This is a genomic window from Anabaenopsis sp. FSS-46 (assembly GCF_029891665.1).
Lineage (GTDB): Bacteria > Cyanobacteriota > Cyanobacteriia > Cyanobacteriales > Nostocaceae > Anabaenopsis > Anabaenopsis arnoldii.
The window spans coordinates 54,243-72,834 of sequence record NZ_JANQDG010000134.1 but is presented as its reverse complement, the minus strand read 5'-3'; the positions used below and the strand labels follow the sequence as shown (position 1 = coordinate 72,834).

Annotated in this window: 16 protein-coding genes and 1 tRNA gene; 7 read left to right on the top strand and 10 right to left on the bottom strand. The window is 42.1% G+C overall.

Annotation, left to right across the window (positions count from 1 at the left end):
- Positions 1–85: 85 nt before the first annotated feature.
- From NWP21_RS16580 to NWP21_RS16570, 3 genes are read right to left on the bottom strand one after another with little or no spacing between them, the layout of a single operon-like run.
- The gene (locus NWP21_RS16580) at positions 86–358 is read right to left on the bottom strand and encodes a DUF4926 domain-containing protein (protein ID WP_280793522.1); all 273 of its coding nucleotides are present in this window, start codon (positions 356–358) and stop codon (positions 86–88) included.
- Positions 359–377: 19 nt separating this feature from the next.
- Positions 378–710: a DUF6883 domain-containing protein gene (locus NWP21_RS19080; RefSeq protein ID WP_348519783.1), complete on the bottom strand. Its 333-nt coding sequence runs from the start codon at positions 708–710 to the stop codon at positions 378–380.
- A gap of 40 nt (positions 711–750) precedes the next feature.
- Positions 751–3,447, bottom strand: coding sequence for a CBS domain-containing protein (locus NWP21_RS16570; RefSeq protein ID WP_280793520.1), 2,697 nt, complete (start codon positions 3,445–3,447; stop codon positions 751–753).
- A gap of 176 nt (positions 3,448–3,623) precedes the next feature.
- Between NWP21_RS16570 and psbZ the strand changes: the two genes are divergently transcribed.
- The 5 genes from psbZ (at position 3,624) to NWP21_RS16545 (ending at position 6,666) form a co-directional block, all read left to right on the top strand.
- Complete coding sequence (gene psbZ / locus NWP21_RS16565) at positions 3,624–3,812, top strand: photosystem II reaction center protein PsbZ (protein WP_271733212.1); 189 nt, start codon at positions 3,624–3,626, stop codon at positions 3,810–3,812.
- 168 nt (positions 3,813–3,980) lie between these two features.
- Positions 3,981–4,562 carry a 6,7-dimethyl-8-ribityllumazine synthase gene (gene ribH / locus NWP21_RS16560; protein WP_271733213.1) on the top strand — a complete coding sequence of 194 codons (582 nt, stop codon included), beginning with the start codon at positions 3,981–3,983 and terminating at the stop codon, positions 4,560–4,562.
- A 112-nt stretch (positions 4,563–4,674) separates the two neighbouring features.
- Positions 4,675–4,746, top strand: a tRNA-Gly gene (locus tag NWP21_RS16555).
- A gap of 242 nt (positions 4,747–4,988) precedes the next feature.
- The gene (locus NWP21_RS16550; protein WP_271733214.1) at positions 4,989–5,396 is read left to right on the top strand and encodes a hypothetical protein; all 408 of its coding nucleotides are present in this window, start codon (positions 4,989–4,991) and stop codon (positions 5,394–5,396) included.
- 4 nt (positions 5,397–5,400) lie between these two features.
- Positions 5,401–6,666, top strand: a complete 1,266-nt coding sequence (locus NWP21_RS16545; RefSeq protein ID WP_280793519.1) for a glutamate-5-semialdehyde dehydrogenase — start codon at positions 5,401–5,403, stop codon at positions 6,664–6,666.
- Between the two features lie 217 nt (positions 6,667–6,883).
- Here NWP21_RS16545 and NWP21_RS16540 read toward each other — a convergent pair whose 3' ends face one another.
- The 6 genes from NWP21_RS16540 to NWP21_RS16515 all read right to left on the bottom strand — a co-directional run bounded on the left by NWP21_RS16540 (position 6,884) and on the right by NWP21_RS16515 (position 13,752).
- A complete protein-coding gene (locus tag NWP21_RS16540; RefSeq protein WP_280793518.1) occupies positions 6,884–7,384 on the bottom strand; it encodes an AvaI/BsoBI family type II restriction endonuclease in 501 nt (166 codons plus the stop codon).
- Between the two features lie 9 nt (positions 7,385–7,393).
- On the bottom strand, positions 7,394–8,842 hold the full coding sequence (locus NWP21_RS16535; RefSeq protein ID WP_280793517.1) for a site-specific DNA-methyltransferase: 1,449 nt from the start codon (positions 8,840–8,842) through the stop codon (positions 7,394–7,396).
- 334 nt (positions 8,843–9,176) lie between these two features.
- Positions 9,177–10,265: an acyl-CoA desaturase gene (locus NWP21_RS16530; protein ID WP_280793516.1), complete on the bottom strand. Its 1,089-nt coding sequence runs from the start codon at positions 10,263–10,265 to the stop codon at positions 9,177–9,179.
- A gap of 130 nt (positions 10,266–10,395) precedes the next feature.
- Positions 10,396–11,466, bottom strand: coding sequence for a fatty acid desaturase (locus tag NWP21_RS16525; RefSeq protein ID WP_271733220.1), 1,071 nt, complete (start codon positions 11,464–11,466; stop codon positions 10,396–10,398).
- A 195-nt stretch (positions 11,467–11,661) separates the two neighbouring features.
- Positions 11,662–12,720 (bottom strand): fatty acid desaturase, encoded by a 1,059-nt coding sequence (locus NWP21_RS16520; protein ID WP_280793515.1) that lies wholly within the window; start codon positions 12,718–12,720, stop codon positions 11,662–11,664.
- A 213-nt stretch (positions 12,721–12,933) separates the two neighbouring features.
- Positions 12,934–13,752 (bottom strand): acyl-CoA desaturase, encoded by an 819-nt coding sequence (locus NWP21_RS16515; RefSeq protein ID WP_271733222.1) that lies wholly within the window; start codon positions 13,750–13,752, stop codon positions 12,934–12,936.
- A gap of 87 nt (positions 13,753–13,839) precedes the next feature.
- On the opposite strand from NWP21_RS16515, the gene NWP21_RS16510 reads away from it, so the two are divergent.
- Positions 13,840–15,072 (top strand): methionine gamma-lyase family protein, encoded by a 1,233-nt coding sequence (locus tag NWP21_RS16510; protein WP_280793523.1) that lies wholly within the window; start codon positions 13,840–13,842, stop codon positions 15,070–15,072.
- A 12-nt stretch (positions 15,073–15,084) separates the two neighbouring features.
- Here the strand turns inward: NWP21_RS16510 and NWP21_RS16505 are convergent, their stop codons facing one another.
- On the bottom strand, positions 15,085–16,278 hold the full coding sequence (locus tag NWP21_RS16505; protein ID WP_271760556.1) for a Coenzyme F420 hydrogenase/dehydrogenase, beta subunit C-terminal domain: 1,194 nt from the start codon (positions 16,276–16,278) through the stop codon (positions 15,085–15,087).
- 815 nt (positions 16,279–17,093) lie between these two features.
- On the opposite strand from NWP21_RS16505, the gene NWP21_RS16500 reads away from it, so the two are divergent.
- A complete protein-coding gene (locus tag NWP21_RS16500) occupies positions 17,094–18,542 on the top strand; it encodes a glycoside hydrolase 100 family protein (protein WP_280793514.1) in 1,449 nt (482 codons plus the stop codon).
- Positions 18,543–18,592: the final 50 nt, after the last annotated feature.

Genomic DNA, 18,592 nt, shown 5'->3' with positions numbered 1-18,592 from the left:
AGCTTTTATAAAGTTCACATGAAGTAATTTATGTAATATTGAATGTGGCTAAAGCCACTCAATCGCTTTAATGCGACTAAAGTCGCTATCGACTTATCCCCATGTCTGAAGCCAGGGGCTTGCGTCTCGTTTGTTGGTCAGGTGATGCTGGCTCGAAATGCAACACCATAATTTGCTCCGAACGCAACCCGACAGATTCATAAGTGCGTCCAGCGCGATCGCTAAATTCGACCTCAAATGCTGTACCATCAGCTAACAGTTCAACCACTGTCCCAACTTGCCCGCGCCATAAATTATATTCAGGAAGGTCAACGGTCAAAGCTATAACATCTAGCAATTTGGCTGTATTTTTTGGCATCTCTGATCACCTCCAAGCACTACAGTGGGTAGCAGGTTGTTAACCTCGGAATTTCCGAACCATGCTCAATGATCCAGCCACTCCGAAGGGTCGCACTTCTATTTTGCCATTCAATTGTAAAATCTAGTGTATAGCGTTGCCCAAACTCATCTTGTCTGCCGAGTCGCACTTCTTGAGTTTGAATCACTTCAAGCAAAATTTGGCGTAATTCTTCAGCGTTATCAGCAGTCATCCCAAGGCACGATAAAAACAGTCGCGCTTTGTGCTTGCCATCGTTATGTTCTGGATTGAGGCAATAGTCGCGAAGTTTACGAATATCGACAATTGCGTTCTCTGCATTGGGAAGGAGCATGAAAAAGCTGACATGGATAAGCATTCCTCAGTTCTAGGATTTATATAGCAGGATAGTGCCGGGCTAAAAAATTTTCTGCATCGGCTGTGTCTTTAATCACTCCATCCACAGTAGCAGCAAGTAAATCATCTAATATTTGCCGATATTGCGGCCCAGGTTTGTAGCCTAATTTCTTTAAATCATTACCATTGAGTAGAGGCTGCACGTTCACTAAAACTTGCAAATAACCCCATATCTGCCGTCTGAGGGTTCGGTCTGTTTGCAAAGCTGTTAAAATCAGCATGGGTAAATCATACTGTCGCAGTAACTGCACTATTTGACTGGGACGCTGACAAGTTGGCAATAATTCCATCACCTGTGTTTGGGCTGTAGCTAAGTTTTGCAAGCGTTGAATACCATCTTCTGGTAGGTGCAGATTTGTGGCTACCTTGACTCGATATTGTGGTTCTAAATGGGCGATTAGGGCTTCTAGGCGCATCTCCCAGGGGATGAGGTGGTTTTGCGGGTCAAATCGTCTTAAACAGGCTTCTAACAATCGCAATTGCTGCACAAGTGATTTATCTAATTTCAGGGTAGGATGGATACATTGCAACGCCCCTAATTCATTGAGTAGTTGTAAGGCTGATTTACCATAGGGGGCTTGGAGAATATATTTTAACTCGGCTTTGAGTCGAGTCTGTAGGGCTGGGGTTTTGATGTTGGTTTGGGCTGTGCGATCGTAAACCCCACTGTTAATGGCATACTTGATAAAGTCTTTTGTTTGGGCTTCTATTTCAAATCCAAAGCGGACAGCAAACCGTACACCGCGATAAATGCGCGTAGGGTCTTCAATAAAGCTGTTGGGGTGTAATACCCGAATTTGCTTGGCTTGTAAATCTATCAAACCACCGCAGAAATCCAGTAATTCCCCAGGACGAGGGGAGGTCAGCCGCACAGCCAGGGCGTTAATGGTAAAGTCACGGCGATACAAGTCTTGACGAATGGAACTAGCTTCAACTTCCGGATTTGCAGCTGGGTAAGGATAAAATTCTGTTCTAGCTGTGGCGATGTCCATCCACAATGAGTTTAGTTCTGGGTCTTTGTGCCACAATAAGGCCGCGGTCTGAAAAGCACCATGAATTTCTAGCCGCGCCCCTGAGTAAATTTTCTGTAGTGCTTTGGCTAGTTCTACACCAGCGCCAACATCTGCTGCTTGGTGAAAGCCATCAACTACAAGGTCTATATCTGTAATCATTAATGTCGCTGCGGCTGATTCTGCTAACAGTAAGTCTCGCACCGCACCACCTACTAAGTAAAGATGCCAACCGCGTTTTTCCGCTGCTTGGGATGCTACGGTGAGTAATTCCCACAGCTGCGGCGCTAGGCGATTTTGTAATTCTGTATTCAAGTTAGTTTTGAAGGAATTGGTGATGGGGAATTTATTTTCCGCTTCGGCTTGATGTAATTCCCTCAGTACGTTGGTACGGGTGACAATTCCCACTAATTGCCCGTTTTCTAATACTGGTAAGCGTCCAATATCATAGGTTACCATTTGGGCTTGAATTTCTGGCAGGATGGTGTCTGGTGTGATGCTTTTAACTTTAGTTGTCATGTAGGCTTTGACTGGTGCATGACTAAATCCGTGGTGTAGGGCAATATCTATATCCCGTCGTGAGATAATTCCCACGAGTTTTCCTTGGGTATCAACTACAGATAAACCAGAATGTCCATAACGTAATAAAATTCTTTGTGCTTGGGAAATTGTGGTTTCCGGTCTAATTGTCCGGACTGGGGAAGACATCAAGTCTCTGGCTGTGGGAGGATGGGGAATTGAGGTTTTGATGCCTTCTAGGAGTTGTTGTAATATTTCTTGTGTATTTCCTTGGCGCAGACTTAGGGATGCGGCTTGAGAATGTCCACCACCGCCGAATATGTGAAATAGGAGATTGAGATTTACGCCGGGAATTTGCGACCTACCAATGATTGTTAAACGCAAGTCGCCTTCTTTGTGGGTATATTCGTTTGCCAGTAGTAAGGCATCTATTTGGGTTAATTCTACAAGCTCTGAAGCTAAACTTGATAGTCCTGGTACAAAATTATCTGTTTTTATGGTCACCCAGGCGATTTTATATCCTAGTAAATCAAAATACTCTAAGTTTTCCAGGGCTTCAGTTAATAGCTGTTGTAGTTGAGGCGATAACCCGGGATCAAGATAAGTTGAAATTACTGATGCTCTGGCTCCTTGTTGCATTAACCAAGCTAAGGCTAAAGCATCTCTGGGTGTGGCACTTTCAAATGTTAATGAGCCGGTATCTACATGAATACCTAAGGCCATGACTGTGGCTTGGACTGGTGTGAGGGCAATTTCTTGTTTTTGCAACTCTTCCACAATATAGGTGGTACAGGCTCCCACTGGTTCAATGTGGGATTGTGTGGCCGGAATAGTTAGCTGTTGACTGAGGTGATGATCATAAACTATGATTTCTTCTACGTTGGATAATTCTAACCATTCGGCGGCTTTACCCAGGCGATCGCGATGTTGTGTATCAACGACTCTCAAAGAACGAATTTTTTCGGGAATGACTGAACGTCTCTCCATGATGGGATACTCGTCCCGGTGCAATGCTAAAAAATCTCTCACGGGGGGATGTGCGCCACCGCTAAGTACAATCTTGCTCCCAGGCAATAAACAGCTCAAACCTACCGCAGCTGCCAAGGCATCGAAATCAGCCGTGGTGTGACAAAGAATTAAGTCCATAGTCCTGTGTGGGAAATATTCATTGGCGGTGAGGGATTGCTCACGACCAACTAGAATTTAGTTCCTAATGAGTATGGTGACGCAATTTCTGCTAGCTTAACATATGAGTAAAAACTGTTGGGTCACCCTTTAGGATATTGTATCTTTAGTATTCCGCTGTTTTGGGAGAAGCAAAAATGACTATAATATTTCAATTCGCTCTGATATCTTTAGTTCTCACATCTTTTGTGTTAGTAATTGGGGTTCCTGTGGCCTATGCTACTCCGCAAAGTTGGGTAGAATCAAAAAAACTGCTCTGGGTTGGTTCAGGAGTCTGGTTTGCTTTGGTGATTTTAGTGGGTATATTAAACTTTTTTGTAGTTTAAGCGATCGCTGAGGTCTATTTCGCCAAAATAGCATAGCGCCGGAGCAGAAGAGCCAAGAACAAGATTTTCCTGTTATCTTGTTCTATTTACATAAGTGTGCTCTCCTGCTCTTCAGCATTCAAAGAAGAAATGTATATTGGCCAGAGTATAGTTGATTAAGAGGCAGTCATGGCAGTTTTTGAGGGAACTTTTGCTCCACCAGCCGAACCGTTACATTTAGCAGTGGTTGTGGCTCGATTCAACGACCTTGTTACCGGGAAGCTGTTAGAGGGTTGTCAAGATTGCTTGAAACGCCACGGTGTAGACCCAGACCCCTATGGTAGTCAGGTAGACTATGTTTGGGTTCCGGGAAGTTTTGAAGTACCTCTAGTAGCACGCCAACTCGCACTTTCCCATCGTTATGATGCGGTAATTTGTCTAGGTGCTGTCATTAGGGGACAAACGCCTCATTTTGATTATGTATCTGCTGAAGTTTCTAAGGGGATTGCAGCCGCTAGTTTCCAAACTGGTGTGCCGGTAATTTTTGGCATTTTGACGGTGGATACCATGCAGCAAGCTTTAGAGCGGGCGGGTATTAAAGGCAATCATGGTTGGGATTATGCCATGAACGCTCTGGAAATGGCTAACCTGATGCGACAATTGCGGTCTAGTCTCACAGAGTTATCCCCCCAGAATGGCCAGTCTTTACCAGGATCTTTTTCTAGTCCAAGTTTGGGCAGTTTAGCCGCAGAGTCAAAAGAAGTAGGCTGAGACTGGTTCTGAGTGGCTCCGCTCCTCTCCTTGTCCAGGAGAGGGAAAACTGGCAAAATTGGGGGTTGACAAATAAAAATATATCTGAGAATATAGATAAGAGATGGAGATTGCGGGTATAGCTCAGTGGTAGAGCGTCACCTTGCCAAGGTGAATGTCGCGCGTTCGAATCGCGTTACCCGCTTGTAAAAAGTAAAAACTCTAAGTTAATATATATACTAAGAGCATTTACATTGAGTTAGAGAGTTTGGGGTGTAGTCAACTTGTATTTTATGGGTGTACTACACATGATATAGTCTCGCTATTGGAATGGCAGCATGATCTACCATCTGCTGGGCATTGATATAGGGGAACTAAACCCCAAACTATTCAGGGAAGGTATTCTCTTCACAACAAGAAACACACGCTCAAGTTATTAGAACGCTTGTGCCATCTCAAAAACCCGAAAAAATTGACTTGAATGGGGAATATATCTGTCCGTGCCGTCGCAAAGGACAGTTAGTTCCAATTACACTTACAGAAGCATTTGGTTGCGATCGCTGTCAACAAATCTTTGTAGTGCAAGATAATGGACATATCCTAGAACAACTTCCAACTAGCTATCCCTACCAGCGAGCCTGGTACTGGACGGGAAATAGTTGGCGTGTTGTGCCTACTCAGATGAGACAAAGCTATCTACCTATAGCATTAGGGATTATTTTCGTGCTAGTGATTATATGGTTACCATTAGCACTGCAATTGGCAAATAGTTCTAGAATTATTGCTTGGGCAATAGTAGCTGTACTGTTGGCTATTCTGCCAGCACTGATGGTCTGGCTTACTTACAGACGTTAATTCAATGACTGTTGAAGTTTTGGATGATTACCCTGAACCTATTAATAGCGCTAAACGCGCTTATCAAGCTTCCCTTAACTTAGGGTATACCAAGGGATTAGACCGCAGTCGGGCTGTGTTGGCAATGGCTCAGGCGCTAGCAAATTCCTTTGACGACATTTTAGAAGCCAACACTTTGGATTTAGAAGCCAGCAAAGAAATGGCTGTACCAGAGTTGATTTTAGATTGGCTAAAGCTGACTCCCACTAGGTTAGAAGCAGCAGTAGAAATTATGCAAAGGTTAGGAGAAATTTCCGACCCCTTACGGCGAGTCAGAACTGCTAACTATCAACTAGAAGATTCTCAAAGTTACACTCAGTTAATGCCTTTGGGAGTGATTGGATTTATTTACGAGGCTTTTCCTGATTTAGGGGCGATCGCCGCCGGTTTATGTATCAAGACTGGTAATAGTATTATACTCAAAGGCAGTACAGAGGCGAGTCATTCCAACCAGGCCATAGCCAATGTCTTGCAAAGCGCCATTGAGGAAGTTGGTTTACCCTCTGGTTGTGTGGAACTGATTAAGGCAGAACACGGTGCTTCCATGCGAGATTTAGTCACCCAAGACAAATATGTGAACTTAGTCATACCCTACGGACGTTTTAGCTTAGTCCAGCAGGTAATGCGGCAGTCAACTTGTCCAGTGTTAAAGTCAGCAATGGGTAACTGTTACCTTTACTGGTCTGTGAATAGCAGCTTAGAGATGGTACGCTGGATGATTATAGATAGCCACGAAAGCGAACCAGACCCAGTAAACGCCATAGAAAAAGTATTAATTCATCGCCAGGCTTTGCCATCATCTTTAGCAGTTCTGTGGAACACCTTGCAAGAAAAAGGCTTTCAAATTAAAGGAGATGAAGAACTGGTAGCAGAGTTTCCCCACCTACAACCGGTCAAAGCAGGTGAATGGGGTAGCGCTTATTTAACAAAAACCGTATCATTTAAACTGGTAGACACTTTAGAAGATGCGATCGCTTGGATTAATCAATATAGTAGCGGACACGCTGACTGTATTGCCACGGAATCCTATCAAGAAAGTCGCCAGTTTGCCTTGGGGGTGAATAGCGCCTCCACCTACATCAACACTTCCCCCCGGTTTTCTCGTAACCCTTCCCGTGGAGATTCAGTATTTCTGGGTATGTCTAACCAAAAAGGACACCGCAGGGGGTTTGTTAGCCTAGAAACTTTAACTACTGCTAAACATATTATTCAAGGCAATGGGCGGTTTTAGAAGTGAACAGAGAAGTCAAGCTGTATTTTACCCCAGTTGTGGAGTTCCCTTAGTCACATTGAGAAACTGGTATCCACCAGTTAAACCCTGAGGTGGTGGGGGATTTGCGAAAACCTATTTAGCGGTAGATATTCATAAGCGGGGGCAGATAACCTTGGACTCACCACAAACGGCTTTCGACCGTTCCCTACCACGAATTGTTAGCTAGCTGTTGCTTCTACAAACTACATAGCCAACGAGAAATAGATGCAACTTGGTTCTCCTCATTTAAGTTAGCAGCATTACTGAGCGTCTGGCTTTCTAATTGCTTCCAAATTTCGGTAGCCATCCTTCTCTCAATCGCTGCCCCTACAAAAAATGTAAGTGGTAATAAATGACCAGCATCCGCGAATGATTGTCGTATACGATTGAGTGCCGCTTGTGCTGTTTTCCAATGCTCGTCAGCACCGGCTGGATCAATTCCACCCTTGAGTTCGCCCAATGCGATTGTGTAAGGCTCAAGTTGAACACGTTTAATATTGTGAGATTTATTAGTAGGTAGTGCTTCTGGAGCAAGGTCGAACAAACAGATATCTACATTAGGACTTTTAGCCAGATTTGCTGCTTCTTGAAGTGCCCTTGCAGAAGCAAGGGCAAGTGCTACAAAGCCCGCACGAGTTGCTTCATAGGTTGTGACAAGATCGTCACTAGACTGAAGATGATTATGATAAGCATTCATAGGAGCGGCTTACTGTTTTTTCCATACGTAAACACACTTTCTCAAGGGAGCACGCCCATGGTTTCCCATTTGCTGGCTACTGTTACCTTTATCGCTGGGTAAAACGAGAATATTTTCAACTATAAAACCTAGTTTCTCTGCAAAGTCAGATAGGATCATATCTACTGAAATACTTATACCAGAATAACGCACATTGTCATTGACCATAAACAATACTGCTCCGGGTTTGAGTACGCGAGAACATTCTTGTATGACGCAAGCCATTTCATCAAAGTAACCTCTAACCATCCTGGGTATCCCATTATTATTTAATACACCTTGAAGTTTCTGATTATCTAAATAGCCCAGAATAGCTTGCAATAGAGGTTGTGAATTTGCAGTCTCTAAAGCCAATCTCCAATTTGGATTCATAGCCAATAAATCTTTTGAGCGATTTTCGACTGTACAGCTTAACATTTCCTGTCGGAGATCAATTAGTCCCTTTTCAGAAATATCTAATAATGCAAGCTCTAATGCATAAGTACGAGTGTAGTCATATCGGTTGCAATAGGGTGGAGACGTAATAACAGCATCATAAATTGCATCAGGCAAAGTCGGTAGCAATTTCAGACAAGACCCTTTGTAAAGCTGGATTTTACCAGGCGCTCTCTTAAACGAAAAAAGTTCTGTCTGATGTGTATGAGGTTTTAGGTCATTAATAATTTCTGCGATTTTATTAGTGATGGCATTATCAAAATCTAAGATTTCACCTTTATTGAAAGGCTTTTTACCTTGTCCACGACCGGAACGATAATCCCAACGAAGATACTGTCCATCTTTGCGAGTGTAGCTTATGGATTCTAAAACACAAAGCAAAGAAAAGAGCAAAACTTTTCGGACTCTTGGATTCTCCTGATAAAAAGCTCCGAGGTATTGCCCAATTGCTCTTTTGTTTTCTGTAGAATAAGCTCCTTTTGTAATCCTAAATTCTGGTAAACAGGACTCTTTATCATTCTGTTTCCATATTTGCGAACTTAACCAAGTTTTGAGACGTATAAGATCATCGGATATAAATTCGCTATCGAGAACCTTCTTGGTTTCAATAATCTGTTGACCAATGGGTAACAATTCAATCCCATCGGCATCCAGTCCCAAATCACTAACAGCAAATAAAGCGGTACCGCTACCCGCAAAAGGATCTAATATCTTGCCCTGATTAAGCCTGTATTTTTCCAGTAAAAGCTCAACAAGAGAGGCAGAGAACGCTTCTTTATACTTGTACCATCGGTAAATAGGTCTTGTTTTATTAGCTTGAAAACTTACTAAAAGTCTAGTAAGTGCAGGCTGAACTAAAAACTTAGTTTGAAAATGATGCTGCAATTGTTTGTCAAGGTTATCAATTTTTCTAAGAGCACTATTTTGGACTTCAGGGGTGATGTCGGAGATGCTTGACAGACTTGTCACAAGTATTGTCCCCATAAAACACGCATACGGTTATTATATCAGTGCCTTTAATAGTCTGCTGACTCTGGGTTACATCCCATTTGCCCTAACAGATGTGTGGAGGCCAATTGGCTACAAGATTTAAGAGGATGTTTTAAAAGGGGGGGAGGGCTGGGAAGAAAGCTCACAAGGTATAAGCTGAGATTTGTACATATCAGCACCTTGTGAGTAAACGAATAAAGTATACCCTAGCAACCTAACATGGGAACAGTATCGCCATGATTCCCATCATACTCAGACGACTGGCTTGATTATTGACTAACTTTGATTTTTAAAACATCTTCTTCAGTTTTGTCAAGATTGTATGAACTTAGTTTATATGAGGTGCAGTTCCCATGAGTTTTAACCAGCGATAATTAGAAGCCAATGCGGCAGTAAAATTTGGGCAAACATTGTATTTAACGCCAAAATCTTCACAAACATCAGCTAATATTTTAGATATTTGAGGATAATGAATATGGCAAATATTCGGAAATAAATGATGAACAACTTGATAGTTAAGACCACCAAGATACCAGGTTAAAAATTGATTATTGGGAGCGAAATCAACCGTAGTTCTTGTTTGAAATATTGCCCATTCATCCTCAATCTTTAAATCACCACTGGACTCAATAAAGTCTGCTGCTTCCATAACATGAGCCAGCATGAAAATTGTAATACTCACCAAGCCATAGGTCATATAAGTAATACAAAATCCTATAAGCGCCTGAATAGGTGTATATCCGATAGTAATTGGTATTCCCAAGAATAGCCCTAGCCAAATAAATTTCCCACTCACAAAAATCAACAGGTCTATTGGTTTAAGCTTAGGAATATCATAGGTGTGATATTTCCGGTTAACCGTAATGAAACCAATATCATGTATAGACCAATAAAAGGGTATGATAGTATATATCAACCAAATGAATATATGTTGAAAAGAGTGATACCATTTATGCTCAACATAGACAGTCATCCTCACTAATCCACCACCATGTATTTCTACATCATGCCCTAATAAATTAGTGTATTTATGGTGGAGAAAATTATGTCTAAACTTCCACAAATAACTAGATAAACCAATGATATCATAAGTGATACCCAAGATATTATTGACAATTTTTTTGCGAGAGTAAGCACCGTGATTTGCATCATGTCCTACATTAAAAGCAACACCAGCAATTCCCAATCCTAAGAAAATACAGCTGATGACTTTTATCCATATTTGTGGTGGTCCGAAGAGAGTAAATATCCAAGCAGAGATTACCCAGGAAAAAAGGACTGCTGTTTTAATGTACATTGCAGGATTATCTCTAGTAGAAATATTCTGCGACTGAAAATAAGCATCAACCCGCCGATTGAGTTCTTTTCTAAAACCGTAGTTTTTGGTAAAAGTTACTTTTGGTTGTGTTTGTGTCATATATGTCCTTGCACTGGATTGTATTGTGGGAGAACTTGATTCTCCTGACCTTCTCTTATCCACCGGGTGTGTGAGATCAAAAAAGCCCGCCAAAGCGGACTTTCTTGGTATGGCTGTGAATGATATTAGCCTAGTTTTGACTCTTAGAAGTATAGTAAACCTTGCTACCTGTATCCGGTACAAATTTACAGCTAACAGCAGAACGCCATAGAGATTTCCAAATAGGTTCCTCTGACTTGCGGAAATATTCACCCATCACTGGTTTAATCGCCTCAGTCGCCTTCAACAAATTGTAATGGGGAATGTTAAGGAATATGTGGTGAGCAACATGAGTACCAATATCATGATGAATGTGATTTACCCAACCGTAATCACGGTCAATACTAGAAATTGCGCCTTTGAGAAAAGTCCAATTTTCCCCACGGTACCAAGGAATATCTGGCTCAGTATGATGTAGAAATGTTACCAAATCTAACCAAATCACAAACACAATGTAGGGCATAGCGTAGTATTTTAGCAGCCACATCCAACCCCATTGATAGGTGAAGAAACCTAGTAAACCTACCATAGCAATCCACAGTATAGTACTAGTCAACACATCCGATTTTTCCGATGGCTTAAACAGGGGGCTGCTAGGTGAAAAGTGAGAACCTTCCTTACCTGGAGAACGCTTAAATAAATACACCGGATAAGCCAAAAGAAAGACATAATATCGCCCTATCTTTTGCAATAGTGGCATTTCCTTGTACTGGGATTCAGTCACAGGATACCAGCTTTCATCATTATCGATACTACCAGTATTTTTGTGGTGAGTTCTGTGGCTAATTCTCCAACCATGATAAGGGACTAGTATTGGTGTGTGGGATAAGTGTCCAATCAAATCATTGAGCCATTTTTGCTTAGAAAAAGATTGGTGTCCGCAGTCATGTCCAACTACAAACAAAGCCCAAAACATTGTTCCTTGCATGAACCAGAAAACTGGCCAAAAATACCAAGAATCTAGATAATAAGCCACTGCATAAAGTAGGCTAATAATCAAGATGTCACGAAAAAAGTAAAATAGGGATTTAGTTACATTTGGCTGAAAGCATTCAGCCGGTATAGCAGCTTTCAAATCCTGAAGAGTAAAGGGAAGTTGGGTTTTTTCCTCAGACAATTTACAGTCATCAGAATTATTGAAAGCGATAGTATTTGATGGCACTTGATTCTTTTGTGGGATAGAAATCAGACTTTTTTGACATATTTTTGGGATTAGCTTTCACTAATACCCTATAAGGTAATCTCTGGTAATTCAACTCAGCTTAAAAGTAGATTAAGAATTACCAGAGCCTATTTAATTTACAGGATAATCAGCACTGTTGCAAGTATTGAGAATGCAATTTATGCCGGGTGGTATTTATTGTTGTTTTCCTGCGTAATACTCATTGAAGGTCTGATAGCCAATATCAGTTTGGTACAGTTGACATTGGTCTGTGATTTGCTTCATTAAAGACCAAGAAAACTGACATTCATCATGTAGATAAGGCTGCCAATTTTTCTTAATGCTGCTATAGGCTAGACGCAAATTATAAGCAGGGATAGCAGTAGAAATGTGATGGGGAACGTGGACATTGATATCATGGCAGAGGATTTCTACCCAGCGGGGATAATCACAATGAATGGTACCAAATAGTTGTGCTAAAGCCTCATTCCACTTGTTAGCTGTCTCAAAAGAAACATCTGGGGCAGTGTGATGAACAATTGTGAAGGTACTCATCCAAAAATGGTAAACCATCCAGGGTAGTAGCCAAAATTTGACAAATCCCCAAATACCAGTTGTAGCAATCAAAAGAGGAAAAACGATGGCGGCAAACACAACTACTACAGCCACAGAAAGCTTAACACTTGATTGGTCTTTGGTTTTGAATTTCCGCCAATCAAAATGTACCACTGCCCAATGTCCAATGGAACCTACCCACCACAGACGCTGACGCATAAACCTTTCAAAGGCAAATTGCTTTAAGGGTGACCAATTGGTAAACACATGTGTTCTAATGGGATGCCAAGCATTATCCTCATCCAACTTGTTGGTATGAGCGTGGTGATGATTATGCTTAATTCGCCAGCTGTGGAAGGGGTAAATTAACGGCATCATAAATAAATGCCCCACTAAATCATTTACCCACATACTTTTAGCAAAAGACCTGTGACCACAATCATGGCCGATGACAAAAAAACCTGTTAAAGCAGTACCGGTAAAAATCCAAGCTAGGGGTAAGAGAAACCAAGGACTGATGGTGAGCAGATAGTAGCCCAAGGCTACCATAGAAACACTGATGAGTACTTGTGTCCAAGCTTTCCGACTGTTTTTCTCAAAACATTCCCTGGGTAAGCTTTTGATAATATCTTGTAGCTTCAGCTTGGGTTCGCCAAGGTCCTCACCTAGTTTTTGGCTGTTGATTATTGATGTAGTCATGAATACCTGGAAAACAACAGACTTCCCTACCAATTCACCAAAAAGGTGGATGGATGTAAAGTTTCTTAACATTAGCGTCTTGGATTATAGCAATCTCAGCTACACAAGCGCACTATTTTTATTAGCTATAGGAGATAATTTTCCCGGTGGTGAATGGTTATTAGTTTTTCAGGGAAATTAGCTTTGACCCACTATTAACCAATCACCTGTAAATTACTGCCTTTTACCTGCCAACTTGACATTTGTAGCTAGACCGAGTAATTGCAGTAATTGAATAGTCATCCAAGTTAAATCGATTTCCCACCATTCCAGTCCGTGACGAGCAGAGTATTGATAGGCATGGTGGTTATTATGCCAGCCTTCACCGAATACTAGCACCGCCACCCACCAGCAGTTAGTGGAGCGATCGCCAGAATCATGACTACGATAACCAAATTTGTGAGTAGCGCTGTTCACCAACCAGGTGCAATGGTACACCCAGACAATGCGAACAAAGATACCCCAGACCACAAAAGGCCAGCCACCCAGATACATGAGTAATAAACCCAGTGCCACCTGAATCAAAATAAAATATTTCTGTAAAAACTGATAAACTGAGTCTTCGGCAATATCTTTGGTGAACCGAGGAACGTCAGCATGAGCAGGAGAGTGATAAATTAACCAACCCATATGACTCCACCAGAAGCCTTTATTGGAATCATGGGGGTCTGTTTCGGTATCAGAATGTAAATGATGAATGCGATGTGTACCTACCCATTCAATTGGACCTCCTTGACAGGCCAATGTCCCACAAAACACCAAGAAATATTCCAGCCATTTGGGAGTTTGAAAACTGCGGTGAGTTACCAGACGGTGAAAACCTAGAGTAATACCCAATCCACCGGTTATCCAGTAAAGTAATAAAGCCACACCAACGGCATTCCAGCTAAAGTTACTAGGAACCAAAGCAAATAAAGCGCCGATGTGCAGAGCAATGAAAAACAGGGTATTCACCCAGTTAATTTGAGGTTTAGTTGAAGTAGCAATTGTCATGCAATAACCCGAGTAGAAATTGTCTAGCCTAATCTGCGTGATTGGAAAATCCGCATATCTAACTAATTTTTTGTGAAAGAGGAACTAATGAACAGCGTGGAACAGCTGCGGCAAGCAGAACAGGCACTGTTAGAGATTTTTTCTGGAATTGACGCTCAGGTCAAGCATAATCTGAAAAGAGTCCTGGATGCCTTTCGTCATCACCGTGTTGGGGCACACCATTTTGCTGGTGTCAGTGGTTATGGCCACGATGATTTAGGAAGAGACACGTTAGATCAAGTGTTTGCCGAAGTCATGGGTGCTGAAGCGGCGGCGGTGCGAGTGCAGTTTGTTTCTGGTACTCATGCGATCGCCTGCGCCTTATTTGGTGTGCTCCGTCCTGGAGATGAGATGTTAGCAGTAGCTGGTTCTCCCTACGATACGCTTGAAGAAGTCATTGGTTTACGAGGTAAAGGCCAAGGTTCCCTTCTTGAGTTTGGCATAAATTACCGCCAATTGGAGCTAACCCCCCAAGGAACTATAGATTGGCAAACCCTAAGTAGTAGCATTAGTGAGAACACCCGGTTAGTGTTGATTCAGCGTTCTTGCGGGTATTCCTGGCGGACGAGTTTATCAATTAGCGACATAGAAAAAATCGTTTACCTAGTGAAACAGCAAAACCCCAACACCGTTTGTTTTGTAGATAACTGTTACGGGGAATTTATTGAAACCAGAGAACCCACAGATGTTGGTGCCGATTTAATCGCCGGGTCATTGATTAAAAATCCTGGGGGGACAATCGTCACCGCCGGGGGTTATATTGCTGGTCGTGCTCACCTAGTAGAAGCGGCCGCCTGTCGTCTCACAGCTCCTGGGATTGGTAGTTATGGTGGTGCTACCTTCGACCAAAATCGCCTGTTATTCCAAGGCTTATTTTTAGCTCCCCAGATGGTAGGGGAAGCCATGAAAGGAACTCACCTAACTGGTTATGTATTCCATAAATTAGGTTATCCAGTCAATCCTGCGCCCCTAGCACCCCGTGGGGATGTCATTCAAGCCATTAAACTCGGCTGTGCTGCTAAACTAATCGCCTTCTGTAAAGCCATACAACAGCATTCACCCGTAGGTTCCTATCTCGACCCCATTCCCGATGATATGCCGGGCTACGAGAGCCAAGTAGTCATGGCTGGGGGGACGTTTATTGAGGGCAGTACTTTAGAATTTTCCGCCGATGGTCCTTTGCGTGAGCCTTATGTGGTTTATTGCCAGGGGGGGACTCACTGGACCCATGTGGCGATCGCATTAGAGGCGGCGATCGCAGCGGTGGGAATGGCTACATAGGTTGAGTGAGATTTACTCTGGTAACTTATACTGTCCTACAATCCTCTTAGCAAACTCCGGCACATGAGCCTCTAACTTCTCTGGATAATTGCGCCTTACATACAAATAATTCCGCGTAAAATGGGAATCAATGGAAAAACGCGCATACTCTAAACCCTTGGGTCCGATTTTTTCTATTACCACACCCATGAGTTTTGCCGCCCACATGGGTAGTGTTACCCCTTTGTCGTAGGCGGGAATACTTTGTTGTACTGCTTCTTTGCGGTTCCCTTGGGATGTGACTGGCTGGGTGTTTAATTGGTCTTGCACTAAGTCAAGCATTTGTTTACCTGTATCATTTCTAACGACAATCCACTGCCAGCCAAAGGGTGCGCCCATGTAACCTACCACTAGGTCTGCTAGGGAGTTAACGTAGTCAAAGCAGGTCATGCAGGAGGGGGCAAAGACATCTTTGAGTTGATTGGTTTTTAAGCCAAAAAATGGTACTTTCTCGATGGAACCGTCTTCATGTTTGAAGTGAATGCGGAAGTCTTGCATGAATTCATAATGTACCACTGTCTCTGGTGAACGGCTGGTAGTTTCTAGGAATTTTTGTAGTCCGGCGCGGGTAACGTTATCTACGCAGGGTGTACCTAAAACATACAGTTTTTCTAACCCTAGTTGTTTTTCTACGGCTCTGAGGGCTTGAATTTGGCAACCTACACCAATTACTAATAACTTTTTCAGCCCCGATTTTTCTATTTGTTCTAAAACCGAAAGGTTGGGGGATAATGTGGGTTTATTTACCCTGGCTGCCAGTATTTCTTCTGGGGTACGGGCGATGATGGGCATGGGTTGAAAGCGGTCTTCTTTGGTGTTTTGCACACAGATAACGCCCTCTACTAAGCCGCGATTGAGCATTTCAATGGCAATGCTACTCACAATACCCGTCCATTGTGCGCCTTCTATGGGCTGCTGTTTTTGCGCTGCGATCATGTCTTGATGAACGCCAAAGTAGAGTTCGGTTTCGTTATCTAGGTCGCGCGATCGCTTATGGGTTTGTTCTTCGAGTCCCTCTATCTGTTGATTAATAAAAGCGCAGGCTTCCTTGACATAATGAATATAATATGTATCACATAGTCCGCACTCGCTACACAATTCTTTGGCGGGGCGGCGGCTGGTCGGTTTCAGGGCTTTGGCCTTTTTATGGGGAGAAACTGAGGTCATATAAATTTTTTTTGTTTTATCCAGGAATCGCTTTTATTACCATACCTCTACCAGCTAGAAACTTGTAGATGTCTGTGGAAGAGGAACCCAAACAGAGAACTGGTATTGTTTGACTATTGTTTGACCCCACCCTCACCCTCCCCTTGTCAGGGGAGGGGACTGGATTTGATTGTTTTTTGTGTGTTCCCTGTTCGGTGTGTTCCCTGTTCCCTAAGATAAAAATTACCTGTTTAATACTTTCCAAACATCCTCTTAGACCTTACTCGCAAAATTTCCCTATATTATTGGTAATTTAGGTAAAATATACACATCCCTAAAAGTATTGACATCTAAAGTTGTTTAACTTTTATATTGCATATTGTGAAAAAACATTATAAATTATGAGGTTGTAGGGGAATAATCTAATTTACTGCCTCAAAGCCCAATCTTGATTAAGTAAATATACCGTAAATATTTCAAAGCCACTTTGAATAGTAGCTAAAATTTTTTGTTGTTTGGTAAACCCAGGTTTGAGATTGACACACAGAACACAGAACAAGCTGGGACTATGTATTTTATGGCGCTTCTTAGGATTCATGACGTTGCTTGAGGTAAAAAATACCTGGCTGCGCTTCACCTAAAAGATAATGAAAGAAAAGCTAATTGTGGCTTAATTTCTAGCTCAATCAGTAGCTTAAGTAACGATTTCTAACTTATTTGCTCAAAGCAGGTTGCTATTCAAAATATGGTTTTTGTTATGCTAAAGATAATAGCATAAATAATCCATCACGGTGCATCTAGTAAACAATTACCCCCTCAATGGAGTTACTCTAGTGATGCCAATAAATGAATTAGTAACAGATGAAAATATAGAAGAACAAGCATGGCGAGCGCTAGAGAAGTCAATTCTCTATTATCAAGGTCGTCCTGTGGGAACTGTAGCGGCCTATGATGCTTCTGTGGAAGCACTTAATTATGATCAGTGTTTTATCCGCGATTTTGTCTCTTCGGCGTTAATTTTTTTGATTAAAGGTAGAACAGATATTGTTCGTAATTTCCTGGAAGAAACATTAAAGTTACAGCCTAAAGAAAGAGAACTAGATGCTTATAAGCCTGGGCGCGGTTTAATTCCAGCTAGCTTTAAAGTTGTATGCGACAATGGAGAGGAATATTTAGAAGCTGATTTTGGTGAACACGCGATCGCTAGAGTCACTCCAGTAGATTCTTGTCTATGGTGGATTATTTTATTGCGTGCTTATGTAGTGGCTACAAAGGATTATTCCATCGCCTATCAACCTGATTTCCAAAATGGTATTAGGTTAATTATGGAAATCTGCTTGGCCAATCGCTTTGATATGTACCCCACCCTGTTGGTTCCCGATGGTGCTTGTATGATTGACCGTCGCATGGGGATTTATGGTCATCCTCTGGAAATTCAGGTGTTATTTTATGGGGCTTTACGTGGAGCTCGTGAGCTGTTGATTTGTCAGGGTAATCAAGATATAATCTCAGCCATTGATAACCGCCTCCCACTGTTGTGCGCTCATATTCGCCAGCATTATTGGATAGATATTAATCGCCTCAATGCAATTTATCGTTTTAAGAGTGAAGAGTATGGCAAAGGGGCTGTGAATCTATTTAATATCTATGTAGACTCTCTTCCCTATTACGAATTAGACAAGTGGTTACCCCGTAAAGGTGGTTATTTAGCTGGTAATGTCGGTCCATCTCAGTTAGATACCCGTTTTTTTGCCCTGGGTAACTTGATGGCGATTATTTCTGACTTAGCTACAGAAGAACAGTCACAAGCTATTATGAGTTTGATTGAGGAAAGATGGGATGATTTAGTAGGAGATATGCCTATGAAAATCTGTTTCCCAGCCTTAGAGGATGAAGAATACAGAATTGTCACCGGGTGTGATCCGAAAAATATCCCTTGGTCATATCATAATGCTGGTAGTTGGCCGGTATTAATGTGGATGTTTGCCGCAGCAGCTGTCAAAACCAACAAAACTGGTTTAGCCAGAAAGACTATTGAAATTGCCAAGACTAGGTTGATTGAAGATGAATGGCCGGAATATTATGATGGTAAAAAAGGACGACTAATTGGTAAGCAAGCTAGGAAATATCAAACTTGGAGTATTGCAGGTTTTTTATTGGCAAAAGAACTGATGGATAATCCCAATTATTTACCATTGGTGAGTTTTGATGAATTACCACCTGAAGCTGTTTCTCGGGCTTGTGAGTTTGAAATTGGGAGTGTAGAACCTTATATGCCTGGATAGTCAATCTCACGAGGTTAATCAGGTGTACTTGTCCAATATAAACATAAGGT

Coding starts and splice junctions, on each gene's coding strand:
- NWP21_RS16580 (WP_280793522.1), bottom strand. CDS start 358: ATGCCAAAAAATACAGCCAAATTGCTAGATGTTATAGCTTTGACCGTT.
- NWP21_RS19080 (WP_348519783.1), bottom strand. CDS start 710: ATGCTCCTTCCCAATGCAGAGAACGCAATTGTCGATATTCGTAAACTT.
- NWP21_RS16570 (WP_280793520.1), bottom strand. CDS start 3,447: ATGGACTTAATTCTTTGTCACACCACGGCTGATTTCGATGCCTTGGCA.
- psbZ (WP_271733212.1), top strand. CDS start 3,624: ATGACTATAATATTTCAATTCGCTCTGATATCTTTAGTTCTCACATCT.
- ribH (WP_271733213.1), top strand. CDS start 3,981: ATGGCAGTTTTTGAGGGAACTTTTGCTCCACCAGCCGAACCGTTACAT.
- NWP21_RS16545 (WP_280793519.1), top strand. CDS start 5,401: ATGACTGTTGAAGTTTTGGATGATTACCCTGAACCTATTAATAGCGCT.
- NWP21_RS16540 (WP_280793518.1), bottom strand. CDS start 7,384: ATGAATGCTTATCATAATCATCTTCAGTCTAGTGACGATCTTGTCACA.
- NWP21_RS16535 (WP_280793517.1), bottom strand. CDS start 8,842: ATGGGGACAATACTTGTGACAAGTCTGTCAAGCATCTCCGACATCACC.
- NWP21_RS16530 (WP_280793516.1), bottom strand. CDS start 10,265: ATGACACAAACACAACCAAAAGTAACTTTTACCAAAAACTACGGTTTT.
- NWP21_RS16520 (WP_280793515.1), bottom strand. CDS start 12,720: ATGACTACATCAATAATCAACAGCCAAAAACTAGGTGAGGACCTTGGC.
- NWP21_RS16515 (WP_271733222.1), bottom strand. CDS start 13,752: ATGACAATTGCTACTTCAACTAAACCTCAAATTAACTGGGTGAATACC.
- NWP21_RS16510 (WP_280793523.1), top strand. CDS start 13,840: ATGAACAGCGTGGAACAGCTGCGGCAAGCAGAACAGGCACTGTTAGAG.
- NWP21_RS16505 (WP_271760556.1), bottom strand. CDS start 16,278: ATGACCTCAGTTTCTCCCCATAAAAAGGCCAAAGCCCTGAAACCGACC.
- NWP21_RS16500 (WP_280793514.1), top strand. CDS start 17,094: ATGCCAATAAATGAATTAGTAACAGATGAAAATATAGAAGAACAAGCA.